The organism is Bacillus sp. MMSF_3328 (assembly GCF_030733525.1).
GTDB lineage: Bacteria > Bacillota > Bacilli > Bacillales > Cytobacillaceae > Bacillus_AB > Bacillus_AB infantis.
On record NZ_JASHIV010000003.1, the window covers coordinates 336,878 to 356,129 of the forward strand.

At 46.1% G+C, this 19,252-nt stretch carries 18 protein-coding genes; 5 read left to right on the plus strand and 13 right to left on the minus strand.

Annotation, left to right across the window (positions count from 1 at the left end; genetic code table 11):
* Window positions 1-242: 242 nt before the first annotated feature.
* From RBB45_RS07945 to RBB45_RS07960, 4 genes are all read right to left on the minus strand, one after another.
* Window positions 243-2,573, minus strand: coding sequence for an immune inhibitor A domain-containing protein (locus tag RBB45_RS07945; protein WP_371931561.1), 2,331 nt, complete (start codon window positions 2,571-2,573; stop codon window positions 243-245).
* Between the two features lie 291 nt (window positions 2,574-2,864).
* On the minus strand, window positions 2,865-4,076 hold the full coding sequence (locus RBB45_RS07950; RefSeq protein WP_306009404.1) for an MFS transporter: 1,212 nt from the start codon (window positions 4,074-4,076) through the stop codon (window positions 2,865-2,867).
* A 156-nt stretch (window positions 4,077-4,232) separates the two neighbouring features.
* Complete coding sequence (locus RBB45_RS07955; RefSeq protein WP_009795099.1) at window positions 4,233-5,399, minus strand: ABC transporter permease; 1,167 nt, start codon at window positions 5,397-5,399, stop codon at window positions 4,233-4,235.
* Window positions 5,389-6,138 (minus strand): ATP-binding cassette domain-containing protein, encoded by a 750-nt coding sequence (locus RBB45_RS07960; RefSeq protein WP_022543542.1) that lies wholly within the window; start codon window positions 6,136-6,138, stop codon window positions 5,389-5,391. Before RBB45_RS07960 ends, RBB45_RS07955 begins: the two co-directional genes overlap by 11 nt.
* 165 nt (window positions 6,139-6,303) lie before the next feature.
* Here RBB45_RS07960 and RBB45_RS07965 point away from each other — a divergent pair, with 165 nt between their 5' ends.
* Window positions 6,304-7,005, plus strand: coding sequence for a LytR/AlgR family response regulator transcription factor (locus RBB45_RS07965; RefSeq protein WP_009795097.1), 702 nt, complete (start codon window positions 6,304-6,306; stop codon window positions 7,003-7,005).
* A 42-nt stretch (window positions 7,006-7,047) separates the two neighbouring features.
* Window positions 7,048-8,040: a sensor histidine kinase gene (locus tag RBB45_RS07970; RefSeq protein ID WP_022543541.1), complete on the plus strand. Its 993-nt coding sequence runs from the start codon at window positions 7,048-7,050 to the stop codon at window positions 8,038-8,040.
* A gap of 176 nt (window positions 8,041-8,216) precedes the next feature.
* On the opposite strand, the gene RBB45_RS07975 is transcribed toward RBB45_RS07970, so the two are convergent.
* The 5 genes from RBB45_RS07975 to RBB45_RS07995 form a co-directional block, all read right to left on the minus strand.
* Window positions 8,217-8,585: a rhodanese-like domain-containing protein gene (locus tag RBB45_RS07975; protein ID WP_009795094.1), complete on the minus strand. Its 369-nt coding sequence runs from the start codon at window positions 8,583-8,585 to the stop codon at window positions 8,217-8,219.
* 263 nt (window positions 8,586-8,848) lie between these two features.
* A complete protein-coding gene (locus RBB45_RS07980; protein WP_009795092.1) occupies window positions 8,849-9,178 on the minus strand; it encodes a four-helix bundle copper-binding protein in 330 nt (109 codons plus the stop codon).
* Window positions 9,179-9,268: 90 nt separating this feature from the next.
* A complete protein-coding gene (locus tag RBB45_RS07985) occupies window positions 9,269-9,607 on the minus strand; it encodes a hypothetical protein (RefSeq protein ID WP_009795091.1) in 339 nt (112 codons plus the stop codon).
* A 71-nt stretch (window positions 9,608-9,678) separates the two neighbouring features.
* Window positions 9,679-10,293 carry a serine/threonine protein kinase gene (locus tag RBB45_RS07990; protein WP_009795090.1) on the minus strand — a complete coding sequence of 205 codons (615 nt, stop codon included), beginning with the start codon at window positions 10,291-10,293 and terminating at the stop codon, window positions 9,679-9,681.
* A 373-nt stretch (window positions 10,294-10,666) separates the two neighbouring features.
* Window positions 10,667-10,984 (minus strand): YckD family protein, encoded by a 318-nt coding sequence (locus RBB45_RS07995; protein ID WP_306009405.1) that lies wholly within the window; start codon window positions 10,982-10,984, stop codon window positions 10,667-10,669.
* A gap of 202 nt (window positions 10,985-11,186) precedes the next feature.
* Here RBB45_RS07995 and RBB45_RS08000 point away from each other — a divergent pair, with 202 nt between their 5' ends.
* Together RBB45_RS08000 and RBB45_RS08005 are read left to right on the plus strand one after the other, a co-directional pair.
* Window positions 11,187-11,495 carry a PadR family transcriptional regulator gene (locus RBB45_RS08000; RefSeq protein ID WP_009795088.1) on the plus strand — a complete coding sequence of 103 codons (309 nt, stop codon included), beginning with the start codon at window positions 11,187-11,189 and terminating at the stop codon, window positions 11,493-11,495.
* A 23-nt stretch (window positions 11,496-11,518) separates the two neighbouring features.
* The gene (locus RBB45_RS08005) at window positions 11,519-12,709 is read left to right on the plus strand and encodes a chromate transporter (RefSeq protein WP_094768341.1); all 1,191 of its coding nucleotides are present in this window, start codon (window positions 11,519-11,521) and stop codon (window positions 12,707-12,709) included.
* Between the two features lie 65 nt (window positions 12,710-12,774).
* Here the strand turns inward: RBB45_RS08005 and RBB45_RS08010 are convergent, their stop codons facing one another.
* Window positions 12,775-15,957, minus strand: coding sequence for an efflux RND transporter permease subunit (locus tag RBB45_RS08010; RefSeq protein WP_101551045.1), 3,183 nt, complete (start codon window positions 15,955-15,957; stop codon window positions 12,775-12,777).
* Window positions 15,958-16,165: 208 nt separating this feature from the next.
* Here RBB45_RS08010 and RBB45_RS08015 point away from each other — a divergent pair, with 208 nt between their 5' ends.
* Entirely contained in the window at window positions 16,166-17,032 is an 867-nt protein-coding gene (locus RBB45_RS08015; RefSeq protein ID WP_101551047.1) for a TetR/AcrR family transcriptional regulator, read from the plus strand.
* A 98-nt stretch (window positions 17,033-17,130) separates the two neighbouring features.
* Here the strand turns inward: RBB45_RS08015 and RBB45_RS08020 are convergent, their stop codons facing one another.
* The 3 genes from RBB45_RS08020 to trxB all read right to left on the minus strand — a co-directional run bounded on the left by RBB45_RS08020 (window position 17,131) and on the right by trxB (window position 19,204).
* Window positions 17,131-17,535, minus strand: a complete 405-nt coding sequence (locus tag RBB45_RS08020; protein ID WP_306009406.1) for a hypothetical protein — start codon at window positions 17,533-17,535, stop codon at window positions 17,131-17,133.
* Window positions 17,536-17,920: 385 nt separating this feature from the next.
* Window positions 17,921-18,115: a hypothetical protein gene (locus RBB45_RS08025; RefSeq protein ID WP_009795082.1), complete on the minus strand. Its 195-nt coding sequence runs from the start codon at window positions 18,113-18,115 to the stop codon at window positions 17,921-17,923.
* A 129-nt stretch (window positions 18,116-18,244) separates the two neighbouring features.
* Window positions 18,245-19,204 (minus strand): thioredoxin-disulfide reductase, encoded by a 960-nt coding sequence (gene trxB, locus RBB45_RS08030; RefSeq protein ID WP_306009407.1) that lies wholly within the window; start codon window positions 19,202-19,204, stop codon window positions 18,245-18,247.
* Between the last annotated feature and the right edge of the window lie 48 nt (window positions 19,205-19,252).

Genomic DNA, 19,252 nt, shown 5'->3' on the forward strand with positions numbered 1-19,252 from the left:
TATGATTTATTGTCCTTTTCCCTCTAATGCCGGCCGCTAACCGCCTTATTTTATATTCCAATGTATTACCAGAAATACTCTGGAGGGAACCCGCTTTGCCTCCCTCTGCAAAAAACTGCAGGCCATGCGCAGCTGCAGTATACTCAGGAATTCACTATTCCGCGTGTTAGCTGTACAAATTTCATAAGTTCCTTAATAACAAAAAAAAATCCAGCCTGGCTTCAGGCTGGATTCAAAAATGATTATTTAAAGATCAGGACCTTTCCGACTGTTCCGTCAGCACTTTCTCCTGTAACACGGAATTTCAGCCCTTCCTGAGGCACCTTCCGCCCCACATCTACGAGCCCTGGATTGCTGTAGTCAGCGCTGTCGTCGAATAACGGCGTTTGTTTTGTCTGGTTGTCCTTCAGGCTTAGCCCCTGGTTTAAATACTCTATCAGCATTTTACTTGATTTGTTCAGGCTGAAGGCTGCATCATGCATCTGAATGCGGTTGTTGGCAACTGAACCGTCGTTCCACTTCAATGCATGCTGATCTGCATCCACAACGCCGAGATACCCCTCGCCTGGATGAATGCCAGTCCAGTTATCTGTGAATGAATCATCGACATACCATACGACAAGGCCTTTATCATAGCTGATCAGGCTGTCGCCGCGGCGCACATGGGCAAGTCCTGCATCCACTCCATTATGAGATCTCCATTCGAGAAGATAGTAATGGTCTGAATAAAATTTCCCTTGGTCTTTAGTGAATCCTTCCAGCGAAAATGCAGATTCTCCTTCTGCATCATCCTTCAGGACTTCCTTTCCATCGGCTGTTATAAGGATATCGTCTGCATAGAAACCTGGCATTGTGGCAGCAACATCTGTGTAGTAATGGAATTTAACCTCAATTTTCTTTCCTGCAAATGCAGACAGGTCAAAGCTGCCATCCTTCCAGCCATTTGAATTCCCTGTAATCCCAAAGCCCGGATTTTGGTTATTCGGGTCTGTATCTGTTGTAAGATTGCCCTGAATGGATACCCATTCCTCAGTCCCCTGCTCACGGACCTGGACAGAAGCGTAGTCCCAATCTTCTTCAATGTCATACCAGGCCTTGAAGGAAAGCTCAGCCTCCGAAGCGCCGGCAAGATCGATTGAAGCTGTCATTGAGTTATTCAGCTCGTCGCCGCTGCCGCTGAAATACTCATATGAACCGCTCGCTGGTGTATTGACGATATTTTCTTTCTGCGGAAGATCGATTCTGACCGCATCATTATTATTTCCTTTCGTTACAGCCTCATCAAGAAGAACTTCCACACCTTTAGAATTTACATCCTCCGAGGAAATGGTCGCACCAGACAGCCAGTTGCCCCCATGCCAATTCTGAAGCATCAGTTTTGCGTAGGCACTGAATCCTGTAGGCTCTGTTCCAGGAACATCTCCTGCCCAGCTTCCGCTCGACATGATTGACCAGTAGGCTACTGGCTCTCCCTGCCCTGTATATTGTGTGTCATACTCATCAGGCAAGCCGAGGTCATGTCCATATTCGTGAGCAAACACACCCGCTGCCCCGTCCTCAGGTTCAATCGTGTAGTCCCAGGCTCCCAATACGCCGCCCCAGCGGTCGCTGTCGGATTTAGCTCCTTTAACCGCTACCGGGCCTGATCCAAGTTTTGAACGGTGAGACCAGATGGCATCCCCGCCAAGCGATCCTCCGCCTGCTTCTTCTCCAACACCTGCATGGATGACCATAAGATGGTCGATAAGGCCGTCCGGTTCGTTATAAACGCCGTCCCCATCATAATCGTCACGGTCCCACTGATCATACTCAGTCAGGTTCACATTCGGATCCTGAGCCGCTTTATTCAATGCCTCCATTACAAGGCTTCTGGCGGCTTTATCATTACCGTCCGGTGCCGGCACATTCTCGCCGTAATATTTAGCAGGGTGATCGGCTGTATACCAGCCGGCAACCTTCCCATCCACGGTATAGCTTCCGCCGGACTGCTGTTCATAGTACTGCTTCATGGATACGAGGTTCTGGCCTGAAGGCCCTTCATAGCCTTCCTCTCCGAAGATCATATCCTGGAAATGTTCTAAAGGATAATCTTCATAGAACATGTCTGATTCTTCTTTGGTAATCGAGCTGTGCTTATAATCCGAGAACTCGATGGCAAGGACAAGAACTTTATCTTCTCTTGTATCCCCTTCATAATTTTCCTTTTGTACAGGATCAACATGCGCTTTTTTAGCTTGTCCAAGCTTGTTGCCCTTGCCGTTTTTCAAACCGTTTCCTGATTTGCCTTTTTCCTGCTGTTCAGAAACATCCAGCTCTTTTCCTACTTTGCCGGCAGGGACCTTAGCTGCATTCTCTGCTTTGGCCTTCAGGAATTTTTTTAGTGCCTTATCAGCTTCTGAATGGGTAGCGTTGTTCGAAATCTTTCCCTGCTTTTTCAAAAGCTCTATTAATCTTTCATCATTGGCGATGCCTAAATCTGCCTGCGCTCCTGCATATGGGCTGGATACAGCATTATAAGCCTGAGCTTTTTGGACTGGTGCAAAGGCACCGGCTGAAAATACGCTCAGCCCCATGGCTGCAGCCAATACAGCAGAAGCAGCTTTCTTTCTTCTTTTCAATGTGATAGCCCCCTCTAATTATTCTGACAAATCTAGAAGTCGAAATTGTCTAATAACGAGTATACTTTTATTTCGAGGCTCGAACAATGAATCATTCGCACTATTATTTATATATTCATATAATTTAAAATACCTAGTTTCCCCTAAAAATATAAGAAATAATTGGATGATTAATAAGTTTCGTTGATTGGTAAATTATTCTAATATTATTCTAAAACCAAAATAAAACTCCCCTGAAAGGAGAGTCTAATGGTTGTTCGCTAATTCAGGGTTCCGGTTCATCGCTGCTATGAGAAGCACGCCGCTTATCAGCAACAAAAAGCTTGTGACATAAAAGACAGACGAAAACCCGAAATATCCGGAAAGGAAGCCGCCAAGAACCGGCCCGATAATATTCCCGAGAAAGCGGAGGCTTGTATTATATCCCAGCACCTCTCCCTGCATGCTGACAGGTGCTTCCTGGCGGATATAGGCAATCCTGACAGGGATGATTCCGCCAATGGCAATGCCCAGGAGGAACCGGATGACCACGAGCTGCCAGATATTCGTTACAAAAGCTCCTGGCAGATAAACGATAGCCGCCATGAACAGCAGAAATACCAGCACTTTCAGATACCCGGACTGATCACCGATCTTCCCCCATTTTCTTGCCATGAGCAGGTTTCCAAGACCAGCGGCTGAGAAGGCAATCCCCGAGAAGAAAGCAATGTTCTCATGGCCGTGAAGCTCATTCACATACAATGATAGTATAGGCTGGATGCTGAAGTGCGCAATCTGAATGAGCATGCTGATAAAGAGTACAGTCAAAAGGACCGGATTTGCCGCTATATGCTTGATGACCTCTTTGCTGGAATAGCTCGTTTTCGAACCCTTTTTGAGGTCAACCTTGAATTCCTTCGTAAAAATAACGAGAACTGCTGAGATAAAAATGGAAATCGAGGTCCACTGAAAGGTTGTCGCGTATCCGAGCGAGTCAGCAAGGACCCCACCGAGCATCGGGCCTAGCAGCGATCCGGTAATGCTTCCTGTCTGCAGGGTGCCGAGGACCCTTCCTGCAATCTGCTGCGGCGTCTGGGTAGAAATGAACGCCTGGGAAAGGGAAATAAAGCCTGTAAACATCCCCATAAACAATCGAAGCATGAAAAGCTGCCATACACTGGTGACATATCCCATCATAAAGATAGAGACAGCCATGCCAAAACCGGAGATAAGCAGGATTTTTTTTCGCCCGTATTTATCCCCGATCCTTCCCCAAATCGGCGAAAAGAGAAAAGCAGTCACAAAAGTGATTGCAAATGTCCATCCTGACCATTGCTGGACATATTCCTCTGAAAAGTCCCCGAAGGTTTCTATATATAAAGAGATAAATGGCAAAACCATTGTCATGCTGGCTGCCACAAAAAAGTTGGCAAACCACATAATCATTAAATTTCTCTTTGCTGCCTGTTCCTGATTCATCCACTCCACTTCTTTCGTCTTTTGAATATTTCGCTATACTAAATATTATCATACCGAAATAATCTGATATTGGAAACAGATTTTCATATTATTTTCCACAATGCCTGAAAAACAAACAAAAGGCGCTGCAGCTGCAGCGCCCTTTCTGTAACTATATCAGTTCAGCACCCATTTATCTTTAAGGAATAATGAGCGGGAGATGATGAATACAAGGACAATGGAGATAGCCGTACTTGCAAGCGTCAGAAGGATATTCTCCATATTGACACTCCCGTGGAGCAGTTCATTGATCAGCGCATGGATGTTCACAAACGGGATCAGAAAATGTTTCATAGTCAATTCATTGATGCCTACGCCGCTCAGGAATAGAGTCGGCACAATTGCAAGCATCATGATCGGTGAAATATAATTCTGCGCTTCCTTTACCGTCTTCGCAATGATGCTGACGACCATTTGCAGGGCACCCATGAACAAGGCGAACAGCAGGGTGATCACAATTGTCACAGCGATAATCGTGAACGTATTGTCCCCAAACTCCAGGGCAGCCTTGAGTTTTTCGGTCAGGAAAATGGTTTCCAGTACAATTGCGGCTACTGATACAATGCCTGCAATCATGCCGATTGTGGAGATTGCGAGCCATTTGGCAAACAGAAGCTTGATCCTGCTGACCGGTGTCATCAGCAATGCCTCCATTGTCTTTCTGTCTTTCTCTCCTGCAAATAAATCTGAAGCAGCAGGATATGCACCGGATGCGATTGCAATCGTAATGACCATTGGCAGGAAGCCCGCAAGTATTCCGACAGAAGCAGCATTTTCATCTTCATTATTGATTTCAGTTACCTGAACAACGATCGGTTGAGTAACTTGTGGATCCAACCCTGCAGCTGTCAGCCTTTCCGAAACCAGTGTATCGCTGTACGCATTCAAAGCCCCTTCCAGCTGTGACATCACATAAGCAGAGTTCTGGCTGAGAGAGTCACCTTTAATGACTGCGGTACCCGGCTCCCCGCCTTCCGGATTTTCAAAGAATTGGCCGCTGAATTCAATGGCTGCATGAGCCTTCCCATCTTTTACAGCCTTCCCGGGGTTGGCATACTCACTCACCTCAAGGTTAGGAATGCCTGACACAAGCTCCTTAACTTCTTCGCCTGCAGTATCGCTGATGGCTAGGGTATAGGTTTCTGAACCATCATCAGACATCATTTTCTCATAAAATAAGGTAAGGCCCGTCAGCAGAAGGATCGGGAGCAGGACGCTCAAAAGTAATGTCCTCCGGTCCCTCAAGATATCCTTCATTTCTTTTATATAAATATTACGAAGCATAATCGTTCCCCCTCACCAATTTTGATTCAAAAATATAATTCAGATCTGAGCTTCCCTCTTCACGGTATAGATCCTCGAGTCCGCCCTTATAGACCATTTCACCTTTATGAATCATGACTACTGAGTCGCAGAGCATCTTCACTTCCTCCATAATGTGGCTGGAAAAGATGATTGTTTTCCCCTGCCTTTTAAGTGAGCTGACAAGCTGCCTGAATACATTTGAAGAAGTGATATCAAGGCCGGTTGTCGGTTCATCAAACAAAATGATTTCCGGGTCATGGATAAGGGTCCTCGCAATGGCAACCTTTTGCCTCATCCCTTTGGAGAATCCCCCTACCTTCCTGTTCAGATAGTCTTTCATGCCGAACATCACTGCAAGCTCATCGATTCTGACCTTTGTTTCATGGCGTCCAAGGCCGTAAAGAGATGCAAAATACTCAAGATTTTCCCTGGCCGTAAGGCGGTCATATAATCCGGTTTCCCCGCCAAACAGAACGCCCATACGCTTCTTTACCTCATCTGGCTGTTTAACGGTATCAAAGCCGCCGACTGAAACGGCACCCTCTGTCGGCGTGTACAGTGTGGCAATCGTCCTCAGTAGTGTTGTTTTCCCTGCCCCATTTTCTCCGAGGAGGCCAACCACCTGGCCTTCCCTGACTGAAAATGATATATGCTTCAATGCAGTTACATGCACCTTTTTATCTTTGAATCTTTTCGTTACTTCCTTTATCTCGATCATCTTTTTTGCTCCTTTCCTGCTCTCTTTGTAGCTTAATCTTACCTGTCTGATCGCATCACCGCTTCGATTCTGTCGCGAAAATGCCATTTCATGTCGTGAAAAGGATGTTTTCTGTCCAATAGATGGTAAAATAGATACGTAATTTAATTGACGAGAGGCGAAACTATGATAAGAGTGGGATTGGTGGATGACCGGCCGATTGATTTAGACAAGCTGTACGGAGTTATATCCAAGATGGAAGGGACAGAAATTGTGTTTTCAACCACCTCTGCAGAAGAGGCTTATGAAAGGGTCAAAAGGGAAGAAATTGACCTCCTGATTGCCGATATTGAAATGCCTGGCCTTTCAGGATACGAACTGGCCGATATTATCCATACGTATGCCCTCAATATTGCCGTCATTTTCGTGACTGGCACGAGCGGCTACGCGGTCCATGCCTTTGAACTGAATGTCCATGATTATATTATGAAGCCATTCACAAAAGACAGGCTTGAAAAAGCCGTCCTCCGATATATTGAAAAAAACCGGACACCGGAAATTTCCGGCCGGCTGTTTCTCAGGCAAAAAAGCGATATTCATATCATCCAGAAAAAAGATATTATCTTTATTGAGCGTTCCGGCCGATCAACCACCATACATACAAAGCAGGAACAAATTAAAACATACCAAACGCTGAATGAGCTTGAAGGCGAGCTCCGTGAAAGAGATTTTATCCGCTCGCACCGTTCATTCATTATCAATATCCATTATGTAAAGAACTTTTCTTTGTACGCCAAAAACTCCTATGTTGTTTTTTTTGATGGGACAACAGAGAAGGCAATGATTACAAAAGAGAAGATAGATTTTTTGCAGGATCACTATTTTTAACAGGCTATGCCTTTATTTTAGTTGAAAAGGGGAAGATGGATTTTGCGCTCTCAGATAAACAGCTCAGCGCCTGCCCTCCTGTATTCGGTGCTATTATCCGCTGCCGGAGCCGGCTGCTTTATACTCCTGGCACCGCAGTGGAAGCCGTTGATGACAGGTGCATTGGCATTCATGATTTTTTCTGCCATCCTTTTCTTTTCGGTAAAACTGAACTCCTCCAGCTTCCACCCAGCCCTTGGAGCGTTATTTTTGGTTTTTCAGCTGCTAGTCCTTCTGGCTGCAGTCCTGTCCGGCTCAAAGGCTGCTATTGCAGCTGCAGCAGGAGCAGCAGTGCTGGCAGAAACAGCCAGATGGTACAGCGGGAAGATCATTTTATCATCAGGTGCACGCCTCAAAGAAAAGGAGATGGAGGTGCGGCAGCTCAATGATACCTATCTCGCTGTTCGCAAGCAGCGGCATGATTTCCTGAAGCATGTCTCGGCTGTCCAATATATGCTGGATAAAGGGCAATTCAGCGAAGCAAAAGCGTATTTCGGGGGGCTCTTGTCCGGATATGAAGAAGTGAATCTGGCCATCAAAGGGGAAAACGGCCCTGTTGCCGGTGTGCTGCATCATATGCAGAAAAAGGCCTCGGCAGAAGGCATAAGCATCCATTACGACCTGGAGCTTCCCCTGTCTTCTCTCCCCATGAAAGATGAGGATATTGCGGCATTAGCGGGCAATATCCTGTCCAACAGCATTGAGGCTGCAGCTGACTATAAAGCTTCCGGCTTTGATGATGCATACGCAAGGCTCCAGTTTTACAAAAGAAGCGGACTTATGATTTTGACCTGCTCCAATAGTACGCTGCCTGTCCCACAGTCCATCATAGACTCCTTGTTTGAAAGATTCGGCATGTCTACTAAGGAGGGGGACCATGAAGGGCTTGGCACAAAAATCATTAAAGATATTGTCCTTTCCTACAATGGCTTCCTGGATTATACCCATAAAGGACAATCTTTTGAAGTTAAAATAAAGATTCCGCACATCTCCTAGCCTGAACTAAAACGCAAGCTTCTTGATCACCCTTTAGGCATGCAGACTAAGTACGCGGTGTCCTGTGCCAGCGTCTGCATACACCACATCCTTTTTGGGCCTCAAGACGAAGACTTATATTTTAAAAATACCCTAAACATAAAGATATCCCCCCATTCTCACAGTGGGGGGATTCTTTAATATTTATGGCAGCAGGCCAGCGCCTTCCCGCCACATTTTTTATTGGACAAAGTGAATCCGGCCACTTGAAAGCCATTTTTTTGAAGCAGACGGACTCCCATATTCCGCTCCAGCGGGGAGGCGCAGATAAGATGGATCTTTCTTGCAGGGATATCGTCAAGATTTCGGACAATATAAGGGACAGGAAGATTTACAGCACCCGGAATCCGTTCTTCATAGCCCTCATTGTAATCCCTGATATCAAGGATCACATGGTCCCCGGGGATTTCATCCACCCTGCGGCACGGCACCTTGAGGACTGGAATATAACGATTATAGAAAGGAACCGCTAGCAAAAACAAGAAAACGATCAGCATATATATCATCTTTTTTGTACCTCACTGAAGTTGGTGATATTTCCCTTAGTTTCACATTAGATTGGTGTATCGGCACTTCGATCATATACGCCTTCAGGTATAAAATCAACTCAAATGTCTGCAGCTGCCTGTACTTTTTTCTTCATGAAAAAAGCCGGTTCAGCCCGGCTTTTTCAGATGATCTTAAGATCTGTTTTTTTACACTTCAAATGCCTGTTCCAGGCTCAGCCGGCATTTTGCCCGGAGGCCGGAAAACAGTTTGCACATTCCTTTTACGCTGCCATGCTGCGGCAGATTTCAGCACATTTTAAGCAGGCATCTGCGCATCTCTGGCAATGCTCATGATCGTGCTTTTTGCACTCTTCTCCGCATGCCTCGCAAATATCAGCGCAGACAGCGCAGATCTGTTTTGCAAATGGGCTGTCAGATTGCATTGCCTTAGCCGCAAACGCGCAAAAATCGGCACACTCCCTGTCAAGCCTGATGCAGCGGGCCATCATCTTTACATCCTCTTCCTTCAGACAGGCATCAAAGCACATATTGCATGCATCCATACATTCAAGACAGGCCTGTATACATTCTTCATAAACTGAGTTTTCCAATTGAATCCCTCCATTCTCTTTTCTACTCTGTTACCACTTTAAAAAGAAATAAAACAAACAGGCAGCCAAATTCCGGCTGCCTGGATGTTATCAGCGTCTGTTCAGTTCTTCCTCGGATAAGATGCCCATGCTCTTTACATGCGCCCTTGCTTCTTCATCTCCAAGCTGGTAGATCAGTGCATATGCCTGTTCAATCGTGGCATCATATTCATCATTCTGAGGATCTTTATGATATTCAAGGAAAGGAATATGTGAGCGTACGAATGTTTTTAAATCCGCATCATAGTTGATATTTAAATATTTTGCCAGCTGGTGGATTTCCTCGTCATCTGCAAAGACCCTGAATTGCCAGTCCTCTCCTTCTGCTTTTCCCGGATGGATTTGGCCATTCTCGATATCAATATAATAATCTTTCTTCTCTTCCATCATCTCAACTCCTGGCTTTTTTTATGCCTTTACCACACAGTAAGCTATGGCTAAACCAGAGTTGCCCATTCCCGTCAGCAGCTGCGCCGCTTCAATAACCTTTTATACACATAAGCTGCCCCATTTAATACAGGTTCGGGGAACCTTTTTGGAAACAATGGCTTGAAATAGAACTTGCAGAAAAAATATTTCAGGTCTTCCCATTGCCTGCAGAAGCTGGCCTGCCTGAATCTTGCCACATCAATCAGCATGATTTCCCCAGCTGACGTTTTAAATAAATTCCTGAGGTGGATGTCAGAAGGATTCAGCCCTTTAGCACGGGCAAGCTCCAGCGCTGCATCCACTCTTGCAATATCGTCCGGTGTGATCTTGGTTCCGTTTGTAAGGCATTCAAAAAAGGTTTGACCTTCAATATAGTCAATGACAATATAGTTATCCCCTTTTTCATGCAGGCGCGGATAAAATACGCCTCCTTCGAGCTGCCCATAAATCTCAGCCTCTTCCAGGGCAATGTGGCTGAAAGCAGGGGCAAATACCTTGAGTGCCTTTTCTGTCCCGGCAATCTTGAAAACAGCTGCACTTCTGCCCGTTCCAGCATGAAGGAGGGCTTCGTCTTTTTGTATATATCTGATTGGATTTTCGGCAATAAGGACGCTTTCAGCGAGCCTTTTATACTTTTTCTGCGGCATAGAAGTTCCTCCTCCTGTTTTACAGACTCTGCAAAATGGCAGAGCCTGCCCCCTCCTAGTAAAGATGTATTCCCGAACTTCTCTCAATAGTCTAGCTGATGCTAATAACCAGACAGCATCCTTCAAACGACAAAAAAGGCATCATGACCTTTTGCCTGGTCATAATGCCTCAATAATCAAAAGAGACCCATACCAAACAAACGTGGTAAAGGTCTCGCAAACAATTCGAAGATTGCCAGCATAGCCGGGGCTATTGCCCGTATTGACGACTGTGCTTATCTGCTACTCCCCTTTTAAAAAAGGAAATCAATTTATATAGATTTATTTTACAAAAGAAGGCTGTTTAAGTCAAACAGCCTCCACAAGCCATCTATTAATGGCAATGCGGGCAGTGCTTACGATTCAGCCAGTGGGGCATGAAGCCTTCTTCTTTCATTTTTTCGTGCCTTTTTTCCAGATGCTTCACCATTTCCTGTGCCTGGTCAGCAGTGATTGCCCCAAAGTCTGCATATTTCATGATGACCTTTTTCCTCGCCTCCAGGACATCTGCCTGAAGAGCCTCAATTTCCTTTACCTGCTCCTCTGTCAGCTGTTTGCGCTGTCCGCTGTCCGTACCTTCTGCCTGTACCATTCCAGCAGCCTGTCCAAGAAAAAGTGCGCAGAGTAGCATGATGCTAAGCTTTTTTAACATGATCTTCACTCCTTTTTATGTTTGGATATATTTTTACCTCTAATAAACAAATCCATGAATGGAAAAAATTAGAGTGAATCTTTCATTCCCTTATCTTTTTGTAAAGATTATGTAAAGGTACTTAAATTCCATTCAGATATTGTTATACTACCGTTATCGAAATCCGATATTGAACTTCGATATAACGATAGGGGGCTGGGAAGTGGAAGATAAAATTCTGCGCAAATTATTCTTGGGCTTTATCCAGATCCACATCCTCCACCATGCATTGGAAGAACCAATCTATGGAGCATGGATGCTGGAAGAGCTGAAAGAGCATGGCTACTCGATAAGCTCTGGCACATTGTATCCCATTCTTCACGGGATGGAATCAGATGGCCTGCTTATGAAGGAAAACCGGAATGTGGATGGTAAAATCCGGAAGTACTATACAGCTACTCCAAAAGGGCAGACGGTTTTGGAAGAAGCCAGGAAAAAGGCTTATGAGCTTTTTAAAGAAATCAAAGATTGATTAACGGAAGGAGAGACGAAAAGATGAATACAGAAAGTAAATATACCATTCATACTTTTATTGAGATACTGCTAGTTTCGGCCAAGCTTGGCCTGACATCATTTGGCGGTCCTATTGCCCACTTGGGCTATTTTCATGAAGAGTATGTAAGACGGCGGAAGTGGATGGATGAGCAAAGCTATGCTGATCTTGTAGCTCTTTGCCAGTTCCTGCCCGGCCCTGCAAGCAGCCAGGTAGGCATGGGAATCGGCTTTGCCAGAGGTGGCCTGATTGGCGGTTTTCTTGCCTTCTTAGGCTTTACCCTCCCTTCCGTTGTAGCGCTGATTCTTTTTGCACTTCTCATGGATGGCCTGGACGCAGCCAATTCCGGGTGGATCCATGGTTTGAAAATTGTAGCCACTGCTGTGGTGGCGCATGCCATCATGGGAATGGCGTCAAAGCTTGCACCTGATCTGAAAAGGAAGGCCATCGTCCTTCTTGCCCTGACAGCAGCCCTTTTGTGGCAAACTGCCATTTCGCAGATTTCGATTATCTTAGCCGCGGGAATTGCCGGTTTTGTCCTTTATAGAAACCACTCACAGGAAAAAAAGGCACCAATGCCATTTCCGATTTCAAAAAAGACAGGCGCAGCGGCACTGGCATTATTTTTCGGCCTGCTCATCATCCTTCCGGTTCTTCGGGAAGCCACTTCCTTAAACTGGATTGCGATGTTTGACAGCTTTTACCGCTCCGGTTCACTCGTATTTGGCGGCGGTCATGTTGTACTTCCCCTCCTTGAACGGGAGTTTGTGCCGGGCGGCTGGCTGACTGAAGAAGCCTTTCTTGCCGGATATGGCGCTGCCCAGGCGGTGCCGGGCCCGCTCTTCACCTTTGCTTCCTATATCGGAGCCGTAATCAGCGGCTGGCAGGGGGGTCTCCTGGCGACTGCCGCTATATTCCTCCCCGCCTTTTTATTGATTGCCGGCGCGCTGCCATTCTGGGCCAGGCTGCGCAGCAACCCAAAGGCTGCCAGTGTCTTGATGGGGGTCAATGCAGCAGTGGTAGGCATTCTGATTGCTGCCTTTTACAATCCAATCTGGACAAGCTCCATCCTGGCGCCGGCAGACTTCGCATTCGCAAGCATCCTTTTTGCCATGCTTGCCTACTGGAAGCTGCCTCCATGGATCGTCGTACTAACCGGGGCAGCCGGCGGTGCTTTATTAGGGCTTCTCTAGATGGAATACTTCAGTTGAACAGAAAAAAGAGGCAGCGGGGGATTCCCGCTGCCTCTTCAGTCTGCTTATTCAGCAGCTGCTGTTTTCTTTTTTCCTCTTCTCTTCAGCTTCATTAAGCTCTCATACACAATAGGCACAATCAGCAATGTGAGAAGCGTGGAGCTTGTGAGTCCGCCTATTACGGTTACTCCCAGTCCTTTGGAAATCAGGCCGCTTCCTTCAAGTCCTACAGCCAGCGGCGCCAATGCACCGATGGTTGCGATGGCTGTCATCAGGATTGGACGAAGCCTTGTACCGGCTGCTTCCAGAAGCGCTTCCCGTGTCGGCAGGCCTTCCTGTTCCTTATGGATGACGCGGTCAATCAGGACGATTGCATTGGTCACGACAATCCCGATCAGCATCAATGCCCCGATCATGGCAGATACGCTCAAGGTCTCCCCTGCAATCAATAGCCCGACAAGAGCACCGATGATCGTGAACGGCAGTGAGAACAGGATGGCAAATGGAGCAAGCCCTCCGCCAAAAGTAATGACCAGAACGAGATATACAATCGCGATGGCAGCAAGCATCGCAAGCCCAAGCTGTGTAAAGGATTCATTGATATCCTCCGTTACACCGCCCATTGAAATTTCAACATTTGAAGGCAGCTCAAGCTTATCAGCTTCCGCATTCACATCTGCAGAAACTTTTGCAACATCCTTCGATGTAATCTCTCCGCTGACATTCGCGTAAATCCGGCCGTCCTGCCTTGTAATCGTATCGGAAGTCGTACCTTCCTGAATTTCGACCACATCTTTAATCGGAACCTCAATTCCCAGTGGAGACTGAACCGTCTGGTCTGTAAGGTCATCGATATCCTGGTAAGATTCTGCTTCCATTTCAACATATACGTTGACTTCTTCGTTATCATAATCAACCGTCGTCAGCACCTGGCGCTGGCCTGTGTTGGAAAGGCCCATTCCGATCTGTGCTGCAGACAGCCCCAGGCTGCTCAATTTCTCCTGGTCAGCTACGAGCGTGTATTCGTCATACGTATCTGAGATGCTTGTTTTAACATTTGTCAAAGAATCATTGTCTTTAAAGATGCCTTCAAGTTCGGAGATGACCGGCTCAATATCATCCATGCTCTCTCCGTATACCTGCATGGAAAGCGAACTGCTTGAACCCATTCCGGAGAAGTCCTGGCTTCCCCATTCCCCTTTATCAGCCAAACCTTTCAGCTCTTCAATCACATCTTCTTTTTCTTTATCAAAATTCTCTTTGCTATCCTCATATTCTACAAAGAACATAGCGGAATTGGACTGGCCGGGGTTCATCGGATTTTCTCCGCCCACAGAGAACTGCAGGTTTTTCACTCCGTCTCTGTCGAGAAGCATCTCTTCTGCGCGGCCGGCAATTTCCTCTACCTCTTCAAGTGTCTGGCCCGGCTCTGGTTTGTATGTGGCAATCACCATTTTCTGCTCATCGGCAGGCAGGAAAGAGACGCCGATTACTGGTACAAGGAACAAGCTTCCGACCAGCATCAGTACGGCAATCCCCGAGGTGATGATTTTGTGGTTCAATGCCCAGTTAAGGACCTTCCTGTAGCCTGAAGCAAGCTTGCCGGGCTTTTCTTCATCCTGATGCTGATGCTTGGCCGGCAATCCGTTCTTAAAGAACGTATGGGCCATCATCGGCACAATCGTAATCGCTACAAGGAGCGATGCAAGCAGGGCAAATACCACGGTAAGAGCAAACGGAAGGAACAGTTCCCCAACCGTGCCTTTAACCAGTCCAAGCGGGAGGAATACCGCAATGGTGACAATGGTCGAAGACAGGATCGGCATAAACATTTCCTTTGTTGCCGAAACAATCAGTTCCCGTCCTGACAGTTCTTCACCTTTAAGGCTCATGCGGCGGAAAATATTTTCGATGACGACAATTGAATCATCGATTACACGGCCGATGGCCACAGTCATGGCACCCAATGTCATAATGTTCAGCGTGATATCCATCTGCTTCAGCAGAAGTATCGCAATAAGCAGCGATAATGGGATTGAAATGACCGATATGATCGTCGTCCTGAAATTGCGCAGGAACAGAAGAATGATGATCATCGCAAAAATTGCCCCAAATACAGCTTTGCTCAGCATCGTCTCTACAGATTCTTCGATCGGCTCTCCCTGGTCAAAGATTGGCGTTACCTTCAAGCCATCAATGTCTTTTTCAAGCTCTGAAAGCTGTGCCTTTACATCATTGACAACTTCAACCGTATTGGCATCGGCGGCTTTAACAATCTGTACGCCGATTGATGTTTCTCCATTAGTCCTTGAAATCGATTCGGCTTTGCCGACCACTTCAATAGTGGCGATATCCTGAAGCTCAACAGTCGGAATTCCCGCAGCTGCACCAGCCTGGCCAGCGCCCTGCTGTGCACCTGCACCAGGGGCAGCACCCTGCTGCTGTCCTGCAGCCTGCTGGCCGCTTTCAGCCGGAGCACCCTGGGCCTGCTGGCCGGCTCCCTGCGGAACAGCTGGAATCTTCAGCTGTTTTAAGTCATCTATTGTAGCGATATTTCCATCAATAACAACCGATTTTTCAGTGTTTTCAAATGTATACAATCCGAGCGGGAAAGAAACATCAGAACCTTTGATGATGTTCTTGACTGTTTCTTCATCAAGCCCAAATTCAGCCATCTTTTCCTGGTCAAAGGTGAGCTGTGCTTCCTGAAGCTGCTGGCCGGATATCTGGACAGAAGAAACTCCTTCTATCCCCTCAATCGCAGGCACAATCTGGTCTTCAGCCGTTTTAGTCAGCTCAGGCAGAGATTTTTTCTCATCAGAGATGCTCAGGGACATGATTGGGAATGCATCAAGGCTGAGGCGGGAAACACCGGGCTCCTGGGCACCGTCTGGAAATTCAATGCTGTCCAGCGCTTCCTTCACTTCATCCTGTGCTTTATCCATATCTTTGTCAAAATTGTATTGTATCTGAACCGATGAAGCGTTCTGGAAGGAAGAAGAGCTTACCACTGATACTCCTTCAAGGTTTTGGACCCTCTTTTCAATCGGTTCTGAAATTTCATCTGCCACCTGTTCCGGAGTGGCACCCGGGTAGACCGTCATCACCGAAACAAGCGGGGTCGAAATGCTCGGGATGGTTTCCATTTTCATGTTCAGCCCGGAATACAAGCCTGCTGCCGTAATAATAATTGTCAGAAGCCAGACAGCAAATTTGTTCTTCAGGGAAAACTGGATAATGCTTTTCATACTTCCTCTCCTTGCTATAATTGATTTAATTGACTTTTTGTATTATGATGTGACTGACTGGTCACTACAGTGCCTAGCATAACTGACTGACCGGTCATGCGTCAAGTTTTACCACAGGTTTAAAATGTGGCGATATTGTGACTGGCAGCAGAACGCTGCAGTATCTATAAATGGCTTTAAGAGACCCAGACAGGGAGGTTCTGATCAATTGAAGGAAAAAGAAAAACTGATACTTGATTCCGCTAAGAAACTATTTGCAAAAAAGGGCTTCAGCTCAACCTCCATCCAGGAAATCGTCAATGACACAGGCATGTCAAAGGGAGCCTTCTATCTTTATTTCAAATCAAAGGAAGAGCTCCTTCATGCTATTTTCGACAATAGCTTCGATGAATTGCATGCAGAAATTTTTGTATATGAAAACAGGGAACTGGAGCCCCGCGAAAAATTCATCAGCCAGCTGGGTTCCCTTTTCAATACATTTGCCACTCATAAAGACTTTATGATCATGCTTACCCGGGAGCAGGCGCTGCCAAGGGATGAAGCACTAAAGGAACTTATATTTGCACGGATCATAGAGGTGCATCAATTTTACAGAAATGGCCTGTCTTCCATCTATGGTGAAAAAATCACTCCATATCTTTGGGACCTCTCCATGATGATCGAAGGTATGTTCCACCCATTCTTTAAAATTCTTATGCACGATCCTGAAAACTTTAAAGCAGATGGGGTTGCTGAATATATCATGCGAAGGATGGACAGCATTGTCGGCGGCATCCTCGAGGAAGAGCCGATCATCTCTGAGGAAAAAAATGCAGCTCTGCTGGAAGCAGCAAAAAAAATGCTTGCCGGGCACAAGGGTAATTTAACTTCGGCGGTGAAAAGCATGAAAAAGGAAGCGTTGTCAGGAAGGCATAAAGAAGATCTGGCAGTGTCCATGGAAGTGCTGGAAGCGGAAATATTGAGCAGCAGCCCAAGGGTTCCAGTCATTCAGGGCATGCTGTCCAACTTCAAGGGAATCCAGGAATTTGATTCCTATATTTCTGTGATTGCAGCGCATTTCCATATAAACTTGTGATGGATTGGGAGGGATGTGTAAGAGCATTGACTCCCCCCCCGAAAAGGCTTCATATAAAAAAAGGCAGGAGAATGCATCAATGACGCATTTTCCTGCCTTTATACCCTTTCTTTATCTTTCTCGTAAACGGACTCCTGGAATTCCTTCCATTGCCTCAGCTGTTCAGAATACATACCAAACTCTTTTTTATTCCTGCAGTCCAGGGACTGATTGACTTTATAGCTCAAATGGTTCATCTTTAATGCCAGGTCAAAGAAAGAGCATATCTTTCCGGTTAAATAATAATCTTCTAAGTCAGATATAGACATATATACTTGCCGCTCTCCGTTAATATTGATTAAAAAGAACCATCCCAGAAGGTCAACATACTTTTTCTCACACGTTATGGCCAGAACATCGCCCTTTTTCAAATCGAGCGGTCCAGGCGCCTTAGCCGCACAGCATGCACTGCAGACAGGATATTCATGCCTGAAAGCTTCCAATACCGCAAACTGATGATTCATATCAGTCCCTCCTATCAAAAATTTTAAGATATGTATTAAAGCGGGACTGCAGAGGGGGTTTGGCAGGTCAGTCCCGCTTTAAGTGATATTGATTCTCAATATCATTAAGTTTATTATAATTGATATTGATTCTCAATGTCAATTTGAAAATAGCATTTTTAAATTTTCATTTGATTAGCTTCCGGCAGAAAAGCCGCACCCCCAAAGGGATGCGGCTTCAATGGACCTGGCGGGATTTCAACCCGCAAAATGCACAATTTTTCACAGTAGTAAAAACCGGCTGCTCTTTGCATTGAGCTACAGGCACCATGCTATTATATTCACCAGTTTACAAAACTTTATACAAAAAAAGAATGCCGCGGCAATCGCGGCACCCCCTGGATGATTATTTTATAAAAAACAGAAGCCCGGAAAAAGGACGTTTTTTCTTGTCAGTCACTTTTATTCTGTCTGCCAGAATCTTTTCCTGGTTTTCCTCGATCCATCTTTTGACTTCCATCTTATTTTCGCATGTTGTATGATACATTTCACCGCTTTTTCCTGAAGCATTAATGACATATCTGCAGCTTGTATTTCCCATGCAAAACCACCCTAATAATGATTTTTCACTCATTATAGCAGGTTCATAAAATAACGCATCCATCTTTTATCCTGCCTTTTCCCTGTTGATTTATAGCTGATTTCCCAGCATTTTTAAAGGCAAAATCTTCTACTGGCCCTGGTTGAGGGTTTCGCTCCAATCAAGGATGGCGTCACCTTCCAGATATCTTTCGGCGTCAAGGGCCGCCATGCAGCCGGTTCCTGCAGCTGTGATGGCCTGCCTGTACCTTTTATCCTGGACATCGCCGCAGGCAAACACACCTTTGATATTGGTCTCTGTCGTGCCAGGCTTTACAGTGATATAGCCAGACTCATCCAGGTCGATCTGGCTGCCGAGGAATCCTGTGTTGGGCCTGTGGCCGATGGCAACAAAAATGCCGTCTGTTTCCAGGACTTCTTCCTCTCCGGTTTCATTATTCAGCACTTTAAGGCCGGTCACCTTATCAGATTCTGATAGGACCTCTACAGGAGTCCTGTTCAGTTTCCAGCTGATTTTCTGATTTTCCCTGGCCCTGTCCTGCATAATCTTTGAAGCCCGCAGCTCATCTCTGCGGTGGACAATGGTTACATTGTCAGCAAATTTAGTAAGGAAGTTGGCTTCTTCCATGGCAGAGTCCCCGCCGCCGATGATCAGGACCTTTTTCCCGCGGAAAAAGAACCCATCACAAGTGGCACAGGTGCTGACTCCCTTGCCTATATTGTCTTTCTCGCCGGGAATGTTTAAAAGCTTGGCAGAGGCGCCGGTTGAAAGAATGACTGATTCTGCTTCTATTTCTCCAATATCGTCTGCCTTCATCCTGAACGGCTTTTTTGAAAAATCTGCTTCTGTCACCCATCCTCTCTTAAAGACTGCACCAAAGCGTTCAGCCTGCTTTCTCATATTATCCATCAGCTCAGGACCCATGATTCCATCGGTGAAGCCCGGGAAGTTCTCGACCTCTGTCGTCAGTGTCAGCTGTCCTCCAGGCTGATCGCCCTCAATGATTACCGGATTCATATTGGCACGGGCCAAATAGATTGCTGCAGTCAGGCCGGCAGGTCCAGTTCCAAGAATTACTACCTTTTCCATTAAGATCAACCTCCAATAACAGTTTCTATTGTTCCGTACCCTTTTCAT